General features: G+C 55.6%; 17 protein-coding genes. 5 read left to right on the forward strand and 12 right to left on the reverse strand.

Features of this window, described 5'->3' with window-relative positions; genetic code table 11:
• Positions 1 to 2: 2 nt before the first annotated feature.
• Genes ACUHMQ_RS06605 through ACUHMQ_RS06655 form a run of 11 tightly spaced genes read right to left on the reverse strand, consistent with a single transcriptional unit; the run spans position 3 to position 12,092 of the window.
• Positions 3 to 3,446, reverse strand: a complete 3,444-nt coding sequence (locus ACUHMQ_RS06605) for a phage tail protein (RefSeq protein ID WP_445294661.1) — start codon at positions 3,444 to 3,446, stop codon at positions 3 to 5.
• Entirely contained in the window at positions 3,436 to 5,049 is a 1,614-nt protein-coding gene (locus tag ACUHMQ_RS06610; protein ID WP_445294662.1) for a hypothetical protein, read from the reverse strand. The genes ACUHMQ_RS06605 and ACUHMQ_RS06610 overlap by 11 nt, the downstream gene beginning before the upstream one ends.
• Positions 5,049 to 5,669: a phage adaptor protein gene (locus ACUHMQ_RS06615; RefSeq protein WP_445294663.1), complete on the reverse strand. Its 621-nt coding sequence runs from the start codon at positions 5,667 to 5,669 to the stop codon at positions 5,049 to 5,051. The genes ACUHMQ_RS06610 and ACUHMQ_RS06615 overlap by 1 nt, the downstream gene beginning before the upstream one ends.
• Positions 5,656 to 6,318: a phage adaptor protein gene (locus ACUHMQ_RS06620; protein WP_445294664.1), complete on the reverse strand. Its 663-nt coding sequence runs from the start codon at positions 6,316 to 6,318 to the stop codon at positions 5,656 to 5,658. Before ACUHMQ_RS06620 ends, ACUHMQ_RS06615 begins: the two co-directional genes overlap by 14 nt.
• A 2-nt stretch (positions 6,319 to 6,320) precedes the next feature.
• Positions 6,321 to 6,689 carry a hypothetical protein gene (locus ACUHMQ_RS06625; RefSeq protein ID WP_445294665.1) on the reverse strand — a complete coding sequence of 123 codons (369 nt, stop codon included), beginning with the start codon at positions 6,687 to 6,689 and terminating at the stop codon, positions 6,321 to 6,323.
• A 12-nt stretch (positions 6,690 to 6,701) separates the two neighbouring features.
• Positions 6,702 to 7,154 carry a hypothetical protein gene (locus tag ACUHMQ_RS06630; RefSeq protein ID WP_445294666.1) on the reverse strand — a complete coding sequence of 151 codons (453 nt, stop codon included), beginning with the start codon at positions 7,152 to 7,154 and terminating at the stop codon, positions 6,702 to 6,704.
• A 55-nt stretch (positions 7,155 to 7,209) separates the two neighbouring features.
• Positions 7,210 to 8,313 (reverse strand): N4-gp56 family major capsid protein, encoded by a 1,104-nt coding sequence (locus tag ACUHMQ_RS06635; protein WP_445294667.1) that lies wholly within the window; start codon positions 8,311 to 8,313, stop codon positions 7,210 to 7,212.
• A 56-nt stretch (positions 8,314 to 8,369) separates the two neighbouring features.
• A complete protein-coding gene (locus ACUHMQ_RS06640) occupies positions 8,370 to 8,537 on the reverse strand; it encodes a hypothetical protein (RefSeq protein WP_445294668.1) in 168 nt (55 codons plus the stop codon).
• Positions 8,538 to 8,539: 2 nt separating this feature from the next.
• Positions 8,540 to 9,535, reverse strand: a complete 996-nt coding sequence (locus tag ACUHMQ_RS06645) for a hypothetical protein (protein WP_445294669.1) — start codon at positions 9,533 to 9,535, stop codon at positions 8,540 to 8,542.
• Positions 9,532 to 11,694 (reverse strand): portal protein, encoded by a 2,163-nt coding sequence (locus tag ACUHMQ_RS06650; protein WP_445294670.1) that lies wholly within the window; start codon positions 11,692 to 11,694, stop codon positions 9,532 to 9,534. The genes ACUHMQ_RS06645 and ACUHMQ_RS06650 overlap by 4 nt, the downstream gene beginning before the upstream one ends.
• Positions 11,691 to 12,092 carry a hypothetical protein gene (locus ACUHMQ_RS06655; protein WP_445294671.1) on the reverse strand — a complete coding sequence of 134 codons (402 nt, stop codon included), beginning with the start codon at positions 12,090 to 12,092 and terminating at the stop codon, positions 11,691 to 11,693. The genes ACUHMQ_RS06650 and ACUHMQ_RS06655 overlap by 4 nt, the downstream gene beginning before the upstream one ends.
• Positions 12,093 to 12,230: 138 nt before the next feature.
• Between ACUHMQ_RS06655 and ACUHMQ_RS06660 the strand changes: the two genes are divergently transcribed.
• The 5 genes from ACUHMQ_RS06660 to ACUHMQ_RS06680 all read left to right on the forward strand — a co-directional run bounded on the left by ACUHMQ_RS06660 (position 12,231) and on the right by ACUHMQ_RS06680 (position 15,026).
• The gene (locus ACUHMQ_RS06660) at positions 12,231 to 12,845 is read left to right on the forward strand and encodes an SOS response-associated peptidase (RefSeq protein WP_510182273.1); all 615 of its coding nucleotides are present in this window, start codon (positions 12,231 to 12,233) and stop codon (positions 12,843 to 12,845) included.
• A gap of 165 nt (positions 12,846 to 13,010) precedes the next feature.
• Positions 13,011 to 13,388 (forward strand): PAAR domain-containing protein, encoded by a 378-nt coding sequence (locus ACUHMQ_RS06665; RefSeq protein ID WP_445294672.1) that lies wholly within the window; start codon positions 13,011 to 13,013, stop codon positions 13,386 to 13,388.
• Positions 13,373 to 13,939: a PAAR domain-containing protein gene (locus tag ACUHMQ_RS06670; protein WP_445294673.1), complete on the forward strand. Its 567-nt coding sequence runs from the start codon at positions 13,373 to 13,375 to the stop codon at positions 13,937 to 13,939. Before ACUHMQ_RS06665 ends, ACUHMQ_RS06670 begins: the two co-directional genes overlap by 16 nt.
• 2 nt (positions 13,940 to 13,941) lie before the next feature.
• Positions 13,942 to 14,634: an alpha/beta hydrolase gene (locus tag ACUHMQ_RS06675; RefSeq protein ID WP_445294674.1), complete on the forward strand. Its 693-nt coding sequence runs from the start codon at positions 13,942 to 13,944 to the stop codon at positions 14,632 to 14,634.
• Between the two features lie 23 nt (positions 14,635 to 14,657).
• Positions 14,658 to 15,026 carry a hypothetical protein gene (locus ACUHMQ_RS06680; RefSeq protein ID WP_445294675.1) on the forward strand — a complete coding sequence of 123 codons (369 nt, stop codon included), beginning with the start codon at positions 14,658 to 14,660 and terminating at the stop codon, positions 15,024 to 15,026.
• Positions 15,027 to 15,076: 50 nt separating this feature from the next.
• Here the strand turns inward: ACUHMQ_RS06680 and ACUHMQ_RS06685 are convergent, their stop codons facing one another.
• Complete coding sequence (locus tag ACUHMQ_RS06685; protein WP_445294676.1) at positions 15,077 to 15,667, reverse strand: hypothetical protein; 591 nt, start codon at positions 15,665 to 15,667, stop codon at positions 15,077 to 15,079.
• Between the last annotated feature and the right edge of the window lie 275 nt (positions 15,668 to 15,942).

Genomic DNA, 15,942 nt, shown 5'->3' on the forward strand with positions numbered 1-15,942 from the left:
GGTCAGTGGTCGTCTACGTTCACGGTGTTATCGACATCAAGCGTGATGGTATGGCTTGACGCCGGTCCACCCGCGAGGCGCAGATTGATGGTTACGGTGGCGCGTGCGCTGCCGTTGGCTTCAATACGTCCAGGCGACGAGGTGGATGCCTGCAACACGCAGGAGCGCGAAGCCCCCAGCGACATCCAGTTGCTTGCATCATTGATGAGATTGGCTGAGGTGTTGCTGGCTTTACCGGTGATGCTGGCAACGAACTGCACTTCGCATCCTGCGCCGACACTTGCGCTCGTCACGTTGTTCCAGTTACCGCTTCTGGGCTGGGTACCCGACAGGCGCCAGGTGCCATCACTGTTGATATAAATCCCAACCACTCCCGTTACCCCACCGACGCGCACAAAATGCTGGTCACTCTGGTAGGTCGGCATTCCCCAAGGCGGTTGCGCGATGCTGGGCGGGAGCGCTTGTGTCTTGCGCAGCTTGGCCAGCTTCATGAAGCTGCCAGACCGTAAGATGCCTGTCCCTACCGTCATGCCTTGCAGTATCTGGAACATCCCACCACGCGCCTGTGTCACCACGGTGATATCAAACACGTGTGGGCAATCCAGCGAGGGGCTGGCAATCGTGCCGTATTGCCAGATCGTATAGAAACGCCCGTCGATCACCGATTGCCAGCTATTGGGAATCTGCGTGTACGTGCTAGCGGTATTCACCGTATGCACCACGGTACGCAGCGCACTGTCCCCGGGTGCCTTGGCCATGATCGTGACACCGCTGTTGGTCGGACTATGAACCCATAGCGAGCCAGTGATGCGGTAGATTGAATACGGTTCCAGCATGAAATTAAACCCCGACGCCGCCGTGACATGCGTCGTCATGGCCAGATCAGCATGCAGCGCTACGTGGTCGATTTCCGCGCCCAAACCGTTGACTTCCACCGCCATCCCATTGCTACTGGTCGATAAATCCACGCTGCCGTTTGCCGACAAAGCGCGGATGAATTGCCGATTATTGGCTTCGTCGTACTCACCGACCAGCAACGCACCATTGGCCGGGGCGGAACTGATGATGTTCTGTATCCAGGGGGCGCTGTTCGAGTTCGCCACGAAGAAGCGCTTATTCGGGTCACCGCGCTTATGAATGACCAGCCCGAGATTCGGGTCCATCGTCATGCCGACGGGGGTAAACGCATTGTCGGCAATCAGCGTAGTGCGGTTGGCATCGGTAATCTGCCCGCTGACATTGGTGCCCAGTGTGGCACCGTAGGTTGCCCCATCGGTACCGACATAGGCGCTCGGCTTGTCCTGTAGCAGACTCGCCTTGCCGAAATACGGCTGCAAGCACCATAGCCAGGAGTCCCCATGTCCAGGCAGGGTATCGTATTTGCGCACAACAGCCAGGACACTGGCAGCTTCCGGTGGCGCAACGGCAAACACGGTCAGACGCTGAAACTCATCGAGTCTCGGGTACTGGCTCTGTGCCATCTGCCCTTCGAAACTCTTGATGGTTTCCGAACCCCGCGCATGATTGTCCCGGCCAACAAACAGGATAAAGATGCCTGCGCCGCAGCGATGCGTTGCCAGACTGGCAGAGAATTCATAGCGCTCGCCCGGCGTGACGGGTACGACATTGAAATAGTCATCGGACAAACCGATGTCAATGACGCCGCCACCATTGGGCGCACCTGTGTTGATCGCCCAACCCCTTACGCCGGGCGGCATCCAGTCGCCAGGTGGCCAGATACGATCGGCCAGATCAAGGCGTTGGATCGGTGTGTTGTTCTGGTTCCAGCGTATCCTGGCGCCACGTAGGCCGGCAGAACGGTATTCGCTGTTGTACAGCAGGTTGCCGCTGTCCGTGGGCTTCTTCTCATTAAGGATCGCGCTCGATGCAAAGTACTCACGCAGGCTCGGCTCAGTACCATCCACCAAGTTAACCATGGGCCGACCAAAGAGCTGAGAGGCATCCTTCTCGGCGTAGTACTGATAGGCGCGGTGGTACACCGAGTTGACACCCGCGATGAAATTCCAGTTCGAACCATCCGCCACCTTTTCGCCGGTAGTGCAGTCCCAGATACCCGCGCTGTCGCTGTTATTACCGATGGCGCCCGCCGGAAAGATGTAGCCGACCATCAGATACCATCGCCCAAGCAACAGACTAGCCGATGACGCAAAATAGGGATTGGGTTGCCCCTCCGTCGTATTGAGTTTGCAGACGTTATCGGTACCCCAATACGCCTGTCCATTGCCACGCACGCGGTAGACCGGCAGCACAAAGCGGTAGGTCTTGGTGTGGTCAAGTACCAGTGGGATATGGCTCCAGCCGCCACCCTGTTCTCCATTTCCGGTGGTTTCCTGGCAATACCACACAAAATCCCCGCCCCCCTTGGGGCCGGGTATCCATGTATCTCCTCCCGTAGCCGAGGTGTAGATAATGCGGTTGTACTCGCCATTACTTGTCCAGGGGATAGGCGCATCACGCCGCCACCAACTGACATCGATCATGTTATTGCGGATGGCATCATCGTTTGGCCGGTTGTTGACCTGTGACCATTCCTGCCTGTCGTTACGTAGGCCAGGATCGGCATAGGCAACCGGGAGCGGTGAGCCCACGCCAAGAATCACATTGCCCGCGTTGTCGCGGATCGTAAGCCCCCGCCCATCGATCATGCTGGCCTTGATGCTGTTGGCGGTCAGCACATTGGCCTGGACCGAGCTGATAAAGGCAGCCTTGGCGGTCAACGCGTTGATATACGCTGTGTTCGCGGTCAATCCATCAACAAAGGCGGTGCTGCTGGTCAGCTTGTTGACGAAGCCGCTGTTGGCCACCAGTTCGCCCGTAATCGCGGTATTGGTCACCAAATCAAGCGTATCCACTTGCAATGCGCGTACAGATTTAGCGGCCATCAGTTCCTGAGTGATATCACCGGGTCGGATGCCATTGACCAGAGGGCGTGAGGTAGCGGGACTGCCCGTCAGGCTGTTGTACGGGCCTTTAATACTCGCCGTAGAGACGAAACGCACCCAGTAATATGCCTGTGTCGGCGTATCAAAGGGATCCATGAATGTCGAGCTGGGTGACATCCCCACCAGCTTGGCTGAGCTGAAATCATCCGATTCCGCACGCCAGATTTCGGTATGGGCGTGATTGCCGTAAGTCGGCCATTGCCAGCGCACCAGGTTGTAGCCAATTGCCCCAATCGGCGAGACATCAGTAGGGGCTGGAGGCGGCACATCGGATAACCAACCTGCTGGTACACCGGCATTGACGAGGTCATCGGGCGTCACCGGGCCGCCATGGTCCTGCACTAAAGGTGGTTTGTCGGCATTGGATATCGCCTTGTTGAATGCACCGCTTTCCAGCGCCTGTTTGATCGGACTCAGTATCTTGTACAACGCCGGGTCCAGGTTACCCGGAATGCTTGGAATTGCTGGGAGCTTAGCCGACATAGAGTTCCTTGACGGTGTAACCGGTCGCCACCACCCGGATACCAGATACAGTGCCGCTTACTTCCATTTCCAAGGTCTGGCCACGCAAGCCGCTCGGTAAGCGGAATGGCTCGACGCTGTTTACGGTACGGGAATGACGTAACAAGCCATCGATATACAGATTGAAAGTCAGCGGATAGGCAGCCGCTTCGACACGAGCCAGTGAAGGCACATAGCCGGTACCGACGGCAAAGCATTTGGAGCGCCAGCGTAGGGATAATGGGGGTCCAGCTTCAAACCGTTGCAGCGTGCGCCCTCCGGTCACGATGTACAGGGCGGCATTCATGGGGTCGATATAGGCAGCCGACGCACCGAACCCTGCCAGCGTGGTGAACCGGCCTTGCTGGTCCAGCAACAACCCACCATTCGGGGTAAACGCCAGATAGCGGCCGTTATGCCAGACCGCAGTCATATTGGCCGGGTCCAATGCCTGCCATTGCTCAGCACGCAGGGTTTCTGCACTAAGTAGTCGGCTGCCGCCTATGCCGACACCCTGTAAACCATTGGCGCTGGCATAGATAGCACCGTCACCCGTGGAGACAACAGAGCGCTTGGCGACGCAGCCCAACAGGCTCGGTTGCGCATCCATACTCATATTGGCGGGGTCGATACCGGTCACGATGTAGGGGTGGCCGGTAGTGGCAACCAACAGGGATTGCCCAAACGCCGCCAGCCCCACAATCGGGTATTCACTGGTCAGCCGGTATTTGTCTGGCCAGGCATAGGGCAGATAAGGCTCGCAGAAGTACAGGTGATGTCCGCTGAACCCGGCCAGAATGCCATTGGGCATGCCGGTCAGTCCTTGCAAATCCGCAGGGGGTGGTAAAAAACCTTTGGTGGCCAGTGCTTCATTGGCTTGTATCTGCTTATCGACGAAGCTATCCGCACCGATGAGGACTTCGCCCACATAGTGGAATTCACCGGCGCCATTACTATCGATCACACTGCGATAGATGCGTTTCTTGGCAAGGACGAAAGCCCCAGCCGGTGCGCCTGGCAATTGGCTGATGGTGACGGTATCGCCGGAAACCACACTCAAGGCAGCCGACGGTGGTGACGGTGCGCCTTCTTCGCCCGTCGCAGACACATAGGTATAGACATACACGCGTCGCTCGCGGCTTTGCGCTTGGTCGGCAGCAGCTTGGGTGATGGCTGTAACTGGGACACCGTTCGGTACCGGAATACCCAGTTCATACGATACCACCGGATAGTCCTGCCCACCCTGGGTCGCCAGCTCGACACTGGTCCAGCCCGGTTTGATACCTGCGCCCGTGAAATACAGGCGTTGGCTGGTATCACCCGCGCCGGTACCGGGCACCACATCGACATCGGTCGTCCAGTGCAGCCAGTATTTGCCCTCTTCAGTGGCATGCCGGAAGCGAAACAGGCTACGCACCGTACCCGCTTTGGGCAGGCTGGGGAATATCGTGACCGGTCCCGGCAGCGCCGACAGGTCCAGACCATCCAGGCGGCAGTTCTCTGCCACCTGTGCGCCGCTGTCATTCAGGTTATGGGTGTTGAGCTTGGGCGCAATGCCACCGAATTGCGTGATAACAATGGCCATCAGAAGAAATGCGGTTTGGTGCGGATCGGTGCATCCTGCTTGCCGTGGGTTGCTTCGTGCCTTGCCTCCCGAACACCTTGTTCGAACAGGCTGGCTTGTGTGCCCGCTGCGCTGGGGTTGCTCCAAGGCTTGTCGGGTTGCAGGTACAGCATCATAAGGGCCCCGGCCTGGATGATCGAACCCCAGTCGTTAATCAGCGAGCCCGGCAGCTCGGTAGCATCCATGGAGGGTTTCAAGGTACAGCGCAGGGTTAACGTGCCGTCAGCCGTCGGAAAAGGTGTAATCGCATTGCTTGCTCCCTCGCCATAGCAAAAGGGTTTGCCTGCCACGCCGGACAACCAGTTCGGATGCGCTTCATCCAGTAGCACATCGGCTTTCGGTTCCAACGGTTCACCGTTGAAGGTAACCGCCTTGATGTTGGCAATGGCTGCACCTGCCGGTACGGCTATCGGTACCGCCACCTGCCCCGCCTTGACCGGCAGGGTGATTAACGCCTTCCAGATACCACTTTCGCTGCATAGGCGGGCAGCACTGTCGCGCAGCCAATGCAGGGCTACTGGCTCAGGGCAATCTGGCACAAAGGGCAACAGACCATTCAACAGGGTCTCAATGGGCTGCATGGTTTCTCATCTTGTTGTTGACCGTGGTTGCGTTCTCCACCTGATTGAGCTGGTCGAGCTGGCTGCTGAACGACTTCAGGTAAGCCAATGCCAATTCCGCATTGGCCGCATGCGCTGCATCCTTGGCATAGGCGCGGTACAAGAGGTAATCGACTAGGGGAGCGAGGTAGAACCGGTCTAGCGATAACCTGTCGGACACCTGCGTGACATCGGGTGGTGTATCGGAAAACGTCAGCTCGACACAGCTACCAGCAATGGCGGGCGGATACACATAAAAAGTCTTGGGATCACCTGCATTATGTGTGGCATGCACAATGCGGGCGGACTGCGGAACAGCGTGCCAGTCCGGCATCTGCTCATCGAGCACACGCCGGTCCACCAAGCGGATTGCTCTACCCGGCGTAGTGCCATCCGTTGCCACATTGCGGATGACATCAAGCAGGGTAATCGCGCCATCGGGTAGCATTTGTCGGCTACCCGTCACCAGCTTTTGCACAACAGTCCGAGCATAGGCACTGGGCCGTGCCATCACGACAGCAATCTGTCCATCGCTGAGCCATTGCAGCAGCTCGGGCTCAGTCCAGCGCACGTGCTCCTGGTCCTGCACCAGATGGCTGAATCGTTGAATCACCGCCGTGACGGTCAGCATGGCTACTGGCCTTCCAGCGTGCTGGCAACCGGTTCAACAACCGGTTCAGCAGCCGGCTCAGCAGCCGGGACGTCCGCTACAGGCTCCTGGGGTGCTTCGGGTTCGTCCTTGGCTGTTTCGGGAACCCGTTTCTTGGTCGCCCTCCGGGGGACGGCTTCCTCGTCCTCGGCAACATCCATTACCCGGCTGGCTCGGGTCGGCACCTCGCGGTACAAGTCGTCATGAGAAAGTAGGCACTCAATCGCATCCTCGTCAAAGACTTCGGCGACACAGCGGCCTTGGGCATCCAGGGTGAAGGCGTAAGTCTCACCAAACACGGTGATATTACGCACCTTGCCATCTTCGGGCTTGATTCGGGATTGGATCTTCATGGTGGTCTCCCCTTAACCAAGCGTGTACCAGACCAACAGGGTGATACGCCCTGTTGCTGCGCCGGTCGCGATAGCGTTGACCTTCACGCCGATAGACCGGTCTGTCTGTGCCTTGGGCACGGTAAAGCCGGATTTGAGGGACATGCGGGAACTGCCACCGGCTTTGCCTGCTAGATCAGCAGCAAAGAATTCCGTACCGATGGAACGATTGTCTGTATCACCGACTGAGCCTGACATCAGTCCGACATCCAGGGCTGCAGTAGGGGTTGCATTGCTATCGAGCTTGTCCGTGACCAAGGTCATATCGAGGATGCGAGCACCGGCAGGCAGAATGCCCAGCTCGATTACATCACCCGTCGCCAATGCGGCCTTCAGGTCATAGTCAAACGCCGTACAGGTCGGACCAGCATTGCTGGGCGTGATGGTTTGTACGCGGCCAAGCGCCGCCAGGGATTGGTAAAGCATATGAAGCTCCTAAGCCACTCAGCCCGTTACCGGGCCAGGGTGGCAGTAACAGGGATTAGTTCGGGTTGGGGGCGTAGGTATCCAGCGCGATCACCGCAAAGTCACGATCAGCGAAGCGGGCTTTCTTGACGCCGAAGATGCACGAGGTATCAATGACTGGTTCGTTACCCAAATCCACGGTTTCCTCGTGCCAGTCGAAGCGCTGGCCACTGCTGGAGCCATAGGCAACGAGACCGGCACCGGCACCCAGGAACAAGGCGCGTGCAGCGGGTTGCTTCATATCGGCGCCATAGTCGTTGAAGGTGATCACGCCCTCGTACTTGTGCAGGATGACGTTGTTGATCATGCCCATATTGCCCTTGAACAACGGGTTGTTCCGTCCTTCCGCTGTGGCTGCGGCCTTCTGAATATCGGCCCAGTCATTGGCTGTCGAGCTGGTACGCATGCTGAATGCCTGGTACTCGCTCATTACACAGACATAGTGGTCCTCGCCCTCGATCTTGAGTGGCTGAAGGCGGATATTGTCGGTATTGATGGCATTGAGCGTGGCGGCACGGGACGCAGCACGTTCCACCAGATTGCGGCTCATCTTGTCATCATTGCCAATGCTGGCTTTACTCTTCGCCTTGCCGCCATACAGGATGTGGTCGGCGTCGGGTTCCTGAACCGGGTTCGTGGCGTGCCCCTTGAAATCACTTTCCCAAATGAAATCGGGGTTATTGCCGCGTGCGCCAGACAGGTAGATGGAGAAAAGCTCATCCTGCAATTGCGACCAGTAGTCACTGGCGCGATCCTTGGCGACCTGCCGCAAGTCATGCAGGGTACGCTTGCGCGTCATGCGTCCACCTGCCGACACAGGCTTACGCAACTGGTCGATATAGATGGTGTCGGTGTAGAAGCGAAGGTTTTCCTGCATACCCTCGGCGCGATCATCACCGCGAATGGGTGCGCCTTTGAGTCGCATCGACAGGTCAAACTGAATCTTGTCGCCAGCGTCCGATTCAAGTTCATCCTTGCGCAGGATCATTGCGCCCGTTGCTCTGTTCTTACCGATGAATTTGCGGCTGTAGTAGGACTTACGTGCCGTATCAGCAGCCAGTCCAACGGAATAGCGCTTGACGGCCTTCGGGTCGTTCAAGCCAACAATGGTTTGTGCCATGGTATGGAATACCTCTTAGGTTTATCGAGGCACTCCTGCGCCATGTGGATGGGAATCTAGGGGTTGTTCCCGGTGTTGGAAGGTGGAATTTTGATGATCCGTACTGTGGGTGGCGCAACAATGGCTATTCGTGTCCGTTGGCCACGTTTCTCCTCCACTACGAGCCGAGTCTCGCCTATCAATACGGACTCACCGGGTTTCAGGTCTACGTGCATACCGCTCATGCTTACTTACCTTTGAAGTAACGTTCTCGTTGGCTCTCGGACATCCGCTCAAACGCTTCTTCCGAAACCGACCCGTTCAGCTTGTCGAGTGCGGCAAATTCATCCCCGGTGTCGATGCTGCCAGCACTCGGTAAGCCGCCAATGGTGGGAGGGAACTCAACCGGCTTGGTCGCCTTGCGCTTGGTGGGGACAGCTTCTTCAGCGGGCTTGGCCACGTCCATGCCAAACAGCTTGGCCATGCGTTCGAATTGCGACTTGGCCTCTGCGCGTGCAATGACGTGGGCTTTTTCCAGGGTCTGCCAGCCATTGAGGCCAGCATTCTCCGGGTCATTGGCGACTTGAATTACCGCCTCATTAAGCAAGGCGGTCATATCTTTGTTGTCAGCGTAGGTCGCCTTGTGCGCCGTCAGGAACGCATCACAGGTTTGTGCCCACGCTGCCTGTTCCGCCGCCTGGGTATTCTGCGCGTTGAATGACTTTGCATTGTCAGCATCACGGATAGCCAGGCGAAGATCGAGCGCCTTCTCGTTCAGTGCCTGAAACTGTGCATGGTAGGAAGCGCCATCAATCTCATAGTTGTCGAGTTGGGTGGCCAGGGCCAACTGTTGCTTGGCGATGTCAGCGAGCTGCTGCTTGGCATCGTCGGGTACTTCCGGTACCGCGTACTGAACCGGTTGCGGCTTGAAATTGGGCTCGGGTGCAGGGGTGATATTGGCAGGCTTGGGTACTTCCTCCTTGGTGGCAGCTTCTGCGTCCTCCACTGTTGCTTCGGCTACTGGCGTTTCCTCCACCGATTCGCCTTCCTCATCCGTCAGCGAGCCATCTTCCTCGTCTTCAACGTCACCGTCTTCGTCGCCATCCGCATCCAAACCGGCATCCATCATCTCGCCGAGGGTGCGTTGGTCGTCATCGACATCGCCGGTCTCGTCCAGGATGGCGCGTTCTTCGTCGGTCAAACCGTCGTTGTCATCATCAAAATCGTCGTGTTGCTTGGTCATGGCTTAGTGGCCCTCCTGGTCGGCCGTTGGGTATTGGTTTGGGATGGGTGGTCGCGCATGGCTGCCTTGAAGCTGTCCAGTTGCGCATTGAACTTGGCTGCGAGTTGATCCACCGCGAGTGCGTATTGCTTGCCCTGGATCTTCATCAATGATTCGAGTTGATCTATTACTGGCTGGAACTGGGCAGCATTGCGTGTCTGTTCGGCCAAGGCTTCTTTCTGTTCCACCTCGGCCATCGCTGCTCGTTTGGCGAGCGCCTGCTGTTCTGCCTGTTCCTGCTGCTGGGCTTGTTGCTCTGCGACTTCGTCCGGTGTCTGCTCGGCATCCGGGTCACGTTGCCCGGTCAACTTGCGCACGCGTTGAACCAGCTCGTCTTTATTTGGGACGTCCATCAGGTCAATAATCAGGTCCAGCATGCCGATAGCGATATCGGGTGGCAGTTTGGCAGCCAATTCGAACAGCATCTGTACCTGCGCCTGCCGGATCGTGGCCTGATAGTCCTGCTCGCTGACAACGAAATCGGCCTTGGTACCGACAATATCGTTCTCGGACCGTCCGTCGTTGATTGACTGGAACTCAAACCCGCCTTTGGCGTTGGTGATACGGATCTGTTTGTTCTGCGGGGCAAACTGCTCAATCAGGCTGAGCTGTATCTCCCCCTGCAATTGCATGGCGAGACGGAAGTTATCGAATAGCTCCGAGGTCGCCACGCCGCCTTGGTCCTGCCGTGCCTCAATAGCTCGTCCGCTGCGGGCATTGGAGTTACGCCCCAGATTCTCGTCGGTGATACCCGAGATATCCTGCACCATGCGGGCATCGATCTCGGCCAGTTTCAGGTGTGCGGCAGCAAGATCACGATCCACATTGAGATCAAAACGCAGGTTGCCGTCTTCCAGCTCGATAATGCCGTCAGGACGGGCCATCTCATCACGCAAGCGTTCGATGTTATTGACGGCCCCTTTCTCCATCACGACCTTGTTGGTCGAGAGGACATAGAGCGCCTTGGACATGCGCTTGTTGAACGCATCTTGTGGGTCGCGCACGCCACGAACGAGACCGTAGAACGTGTTATCCCGGTCTCGGCGGTAGGCAATGAAGGCGGTATAAGGGAAACGATCGTGTTTGTAAGGGCTGCGACCTTCGTACAGCAAGCCTGCAGAGGTAAATACAGCCACACGCATCTGCATTTGCTGCTGCTCGGCGATATGGCATAGCTCGCCATCTACCGCCGCACACATCACGGCATCGTTGGGGTCGTACTCCTTGCCGTGGAATTCTCCACCAAAGACCTTTTTTACCTTGGATAGAACTCGGTACCAGACTTCGAAGACCCGGACACGCTGGCGGGCATAGACGCCATCACCTAGCTTCCCTTGTTCCTCATCCTGGTCGGGGAAATCATCGGTAAACCAACTACTGCTACCCAAGGCATCCGAATCACGGATAGCGTTGTGAACCACCCAGGTACGGCTTGGGTTCAGTTGCTCCGCCACATCGACATCGAGCCATTTCTGGCGGATCAGGTAACGCGCATCGCCCATATCGTGGCGCTTGGCGGCACTGTCGGGCAGCATTTCGCGCCAAGGGACATAGCGTGAATACAGCGGCTCGCCATCCGCATTGTTCTGCCCACCATCCTCTACCCAGCCGATTCCGCCTTTGACGGCATCCGCGAAGGCTTGGGAGCGTTCGAACCCCGCCTTGTTCACGTCGGCGATGTACTTCAGATATTGGGTTTTACGCTCTGCCGCTTTGGCGCCATCGCTGTTGCGCGGCAGTATCTTCCAATCGACGCGGGTACGGCGCTCGGTACCGAGCACCCAGTTAACCGACGTGGCGATCTTGTTGTAGACGGCAGGTAGCTGACCACGCGCCTGAAGCGTTTGGGCATCCTCAACCGTCCATTGAACATGGTCGTAGTAGTCGTGGTCGATGGCGATCTGCACCCGGTTCTCAGTTTGCAGGTCCATTTCACGTCGGGTATAGCCCACCAGACGACGGAACAACGCCTGCATCGCAGCACTGTCGAGCGGGTCATTGGCTTTTTGTGCTTCTTCCTGGCTTCGGCCAAGAAAGGAACGTCCCGCCTCGGCGGCGATAGGGTCAACGCGCTTGCTCACCCGGACGTTGACCAGACGGTCATCTGCCAATTCCTTCACTGGTAGATGTCCTTGGTGAAGCGTCTGCCGTTGGCAATCACCTCAATCTCGCCGACCACTTCGCGTTTCTGCTTGGGCGAAGGCGGCATGGCATGTAGCTCGTCGAGCCCATCCTGAATCACCGTGACAATCTGTTTCCAGGTCTGCGGCGTTGGATCGAGCTGCATGACGTTTGCGCCATGAACAGCCGCCTTGGCCACCATGCGGATATCTTCGCAATCGGTACGCCAACGCCAAAGGTCATCCTGGCGGATGGCAAAGGCATTAGCCCCGAACCTTGGTACAGCAGGCCGAATTAGCAGGCAGGGATCACCGTTGATGTAGGTGTAATGACGGACCAGTCCATATTGCTGCTGGGCCTTGCCGGTATCGATGAGGGTTGCTGCGTCGCCTTGCATGTCTGGCCATTCGGAAATGCGGGAATGGCGAGAATGTAGGGGTTGTTACCGGTGTTACAGCTACCAAAGCCTGAACTTTTGCCTACGCTCAATGCAATGAGAGGGCACAAAGGGGCAACTATGTGTGCGTGCTTTGACTTGGAGAATACGCGCGGCAGACTGAGTTTTGAGCAGCTGTTTAGCGTACCGCAATACAACGAAAGCAATAATGTCCGGCCAACCACCTTTACACCCATTATCCGTCTTGACTCAGCGGGACAACTGGAATGTGTCACTGCGTTTTGGTGGTTTGTGCCCGCGAACAGCAAATCGAAAGCGGAGGCAGTAAAAAACCTCACAACCTTCAACGCTCGATGTGAGCGAATAGCCACGGCGCGTACCTATAAGGATGCATACGCTAAACGACGTTGCCTTGTGCCGGCTGCTGCCGTGTTTGAATGGGAGGAAGAACCTAGTTTGCCCAAGAAGAAAAGAAAATTCCGGGTTTCGCGCATGGATGACGAACTACTCATCATGGCGGGCATTTGGGAACACTGGGAGAGTAAAGAGACGAATGAAGCCTTCGATTCATACAGTATCGTGACGACTGAGGCCAATACCGTGTTTAAAGGCATTCCCCATTCGCGTATGCCCGTGCTGCTTGCGCGAGAACACTGGGACTGGTGGCTCGATACCAGTATGGATGCAACGCCTCTGTTTCAACCTAGCTTCGACGATGCACTTCAGGCCGTAGATTTAACTGGGATCGTATGAAACAAATTTCGGTACGGTTTGCAGCTATGCCCTAAGCCAGACAAGGGCTCTGATGCATTAATACCACACCCTGTAACTTGAAGCCTGTTCACTATTCGCGCAACATCCTGCCCCACCTCTCATAAAGAGACGGTGGCGACATATAGAACAATGGGATGGGGTGCTATGGATAATTTTGATGAACAGACCCAGCAAGTGCTGGCGACATTTCTGACCGCGATGCAATCAAGACCGGTCAAGGCTACCTATCTGGCAGCAACTCTTGGTTCGAAGACGGAAATGGGTGGACAAGTCTTCTCTGCCACTTCAGGTATTACAAGTGAAGGGCACGCCGTAGCACGTGTTGGAGATACCGTTCGCTATCCCGATGGTACGGAAAGCACTATCACCACAGGCAACCATTCTCAACATACCGTGGATGGGAAACTAGTCGCGATAGTCGGAAGCATGACCAGCAACGGGGACATCGTCGTGGATAGTTTGCAAACTGGCATGGCTTACCACGTGTATGCCGAAAAGGCGGATGCATGGGCAGGCCAGTAATCGTACTGGGTGATGCAACGGATCACGGTGGTCAAGTCATCAGCGGCGATATGACTGCTAACGTTGAGGGAAAGCCTATTGCTCGTGTTGGTGACATGGTTTCCTGCCCGAAATGCAACGGCACATTCCCCATTATTGAAGGGGTCATGGATACGATATTTAGTACCCAGCCCGTTGCTGTACATGGTCACAAAACCGCCTGCGGAGCGACGTTAATCGGCTCCCAAACCCTACTGCTGATTCATGTTGAAGCTGGAAATACCTATCAATCTGCACCAGCTGGAACAAAGACATCACCTAGTGCTCGGGCATATACCCCCGCTACAGCTGATAGCTTAGCTGCGAACAATTCAAGCTCCTCTGGCGAATTTGACCAACATTTTCAGCTTCTCGACGAACTGACTGGGGAAGTGTTGGCCAACCGTTTTTATCGGATACATACGCCAAGCGGAATCATTGAAGGCCGCACAGGAGCAGATGGTTTGACCAAGAAAGTCGCCAGTAAGCACGCTGATAAGGTTGAGATTGAGATTTACCCGGAGGGGCATTAATCATGGACGCCACGCCGCTAATTCGCATCCCTTCTACACTGACACCCAAAAGCGATACCGCCCCAGTCAAGGTCTACGTGAAAAAGCCACGAGGCACGCTGTATTGGGGTGGTGCCGGGCTAGATGGCGCATATGTACAGCCACAACTTCAAGCATTCCGTAGTGCAGGTATACAGCACGTTTGGGTAGGACTGACTAATTCAGCGACTCGTTTACTTGGTACGACGCCTGGAACGTTGGTGGATGCTGCACGTGCTGGAACCCTGGTACGGTATCAAGACGATGGCGACTGGACGATTAATGGCGGAATGACGGAACCGGCCCCGCAATTCAACCTTGTTGGCTATTCCTACGGTTCGTTACTGGCTGCTCAAACTGCCAATTTTTATTCGAAAAAGGGGCACATTGTTGACCACCTTGTTTTAGTTGGCAGCCCCATTGACGCTGGCTTTTTGGCGGCGCTTAAAGCGAACAAGAACATAAAGAAAGTGGTTGTTATCAACTTACTTCAGCATGGCGACCCTATCTATGCTGGCATGACTCAAGTAGAGCTACTCTCGGGTGCGCCTACCCTAGGATTACAAATGAACGCCAATAAAGGCGAGGGCCATTTCTATTACGCCCATACAGTGGCTGATAGCCCTAGACGGTGGGCAGAACTAGCACAACGATTAGCTGCGGAAGGGCTCCGATAATGGGCAAAGCTTCGCGGCTTTGTATGGTGCTTAGTATCGCGCAGGTAGCCTTGGCGCTTGGTTATCTGTTGTACATGCTGGTAGGCGAGGTAAATTTCTCGACAGCAACAACCGGTCCAGTAGTGCTGTGGACGGGACTGTTTTTTGTCGCACTGAGCTTACTTTTTCTGCTTAATGCCGCGATTGTCGGTTATGGGTGGCGCAAGGATTGGCCTGGAGTTCGGCAGGTAGCCAAGTATTTCCTGGGTGGTGTAGTGCTGTCGTTCGCAATCACCTTAATCGCCCTTTGGCTCGGGGAACAACGGGTTCAGCAGTCGAAGCAAGTAGTGTCAGCTAATCATGATGGGGAATATTACTTGCTGGCTATACAACCCACTTATACAGAGCTTTGATCCGCCTGACGGAAAAATAAGAAAGTTGTTGGTCTGGGTGGCGGTGTGGTTTAGGAACCGTTTTTAACACAACTGGCAATTATCGGAATAAGTGCCAGTAAAATAGCCACTACCCAGACGATAAACTGATTTTCTCTAAACCATTTTTCCCGCTTGGGAAGTGGTTTCCACATATCAAGCTGGCTCTGATAGTGCTTATCGATGAATTCTGTTAGTTGATGGATTTCCTGCGTGGCTGAACGCGGTGAAACGCTTCTAGGATCACCCCCACCACGTAGGTTTTGATCAACACTAATCATCCGATCGAATACTTTTGACGATGCGGCGATGAGCAATCCTTTCACTTCAGGAAGCAATACTTTTGCATCAAGGTCGCGCTCTTTCGCCTGTTCAACGGCAAAGTTAAACTCGTTTAGGACCAGTTCCTCTAGATATGGATCAATAAACCTCGTCCAAAACACTAAGCTTGGAGTTCCATGGTAAAGAATTCCTTCCCACCTTATTTCTTCTCCGTTGTGCTTTGCCATCCTGAACGGTTTCCCTGAACTTAAAAATGCCCAGGGTGTCACTTTTTCACGGATAAGACTCTCGGTCGCATCACTGATGCGTTTATCAAAAACTGGATAAAGTGGGGAAGCCATTGTTGAGTCTTTAATTTGATTCAGCTCTGATTGCTATCGCCTACGGGTGTGAGGACGCACATATGTTCCGTCTTTTCGGTAATAACCCCGCACATGTACTGGACCACAATAGCTATTAACACAGGGAGCTTTGTTGGATGACAAGCTTGCTCCAGAATTAATCGAAGCGGGAAAGTAATTGGATTGGCAGCGTGTATGGCCAAATACGTAAGTGCCATCCTTCCTCAAATAATCGCTGACCCATGTGCATTGATTCGCAGCGTAGGATGCATCTT

This window comes from Chitinimonas violaceus, assembly GCF_052601015.1.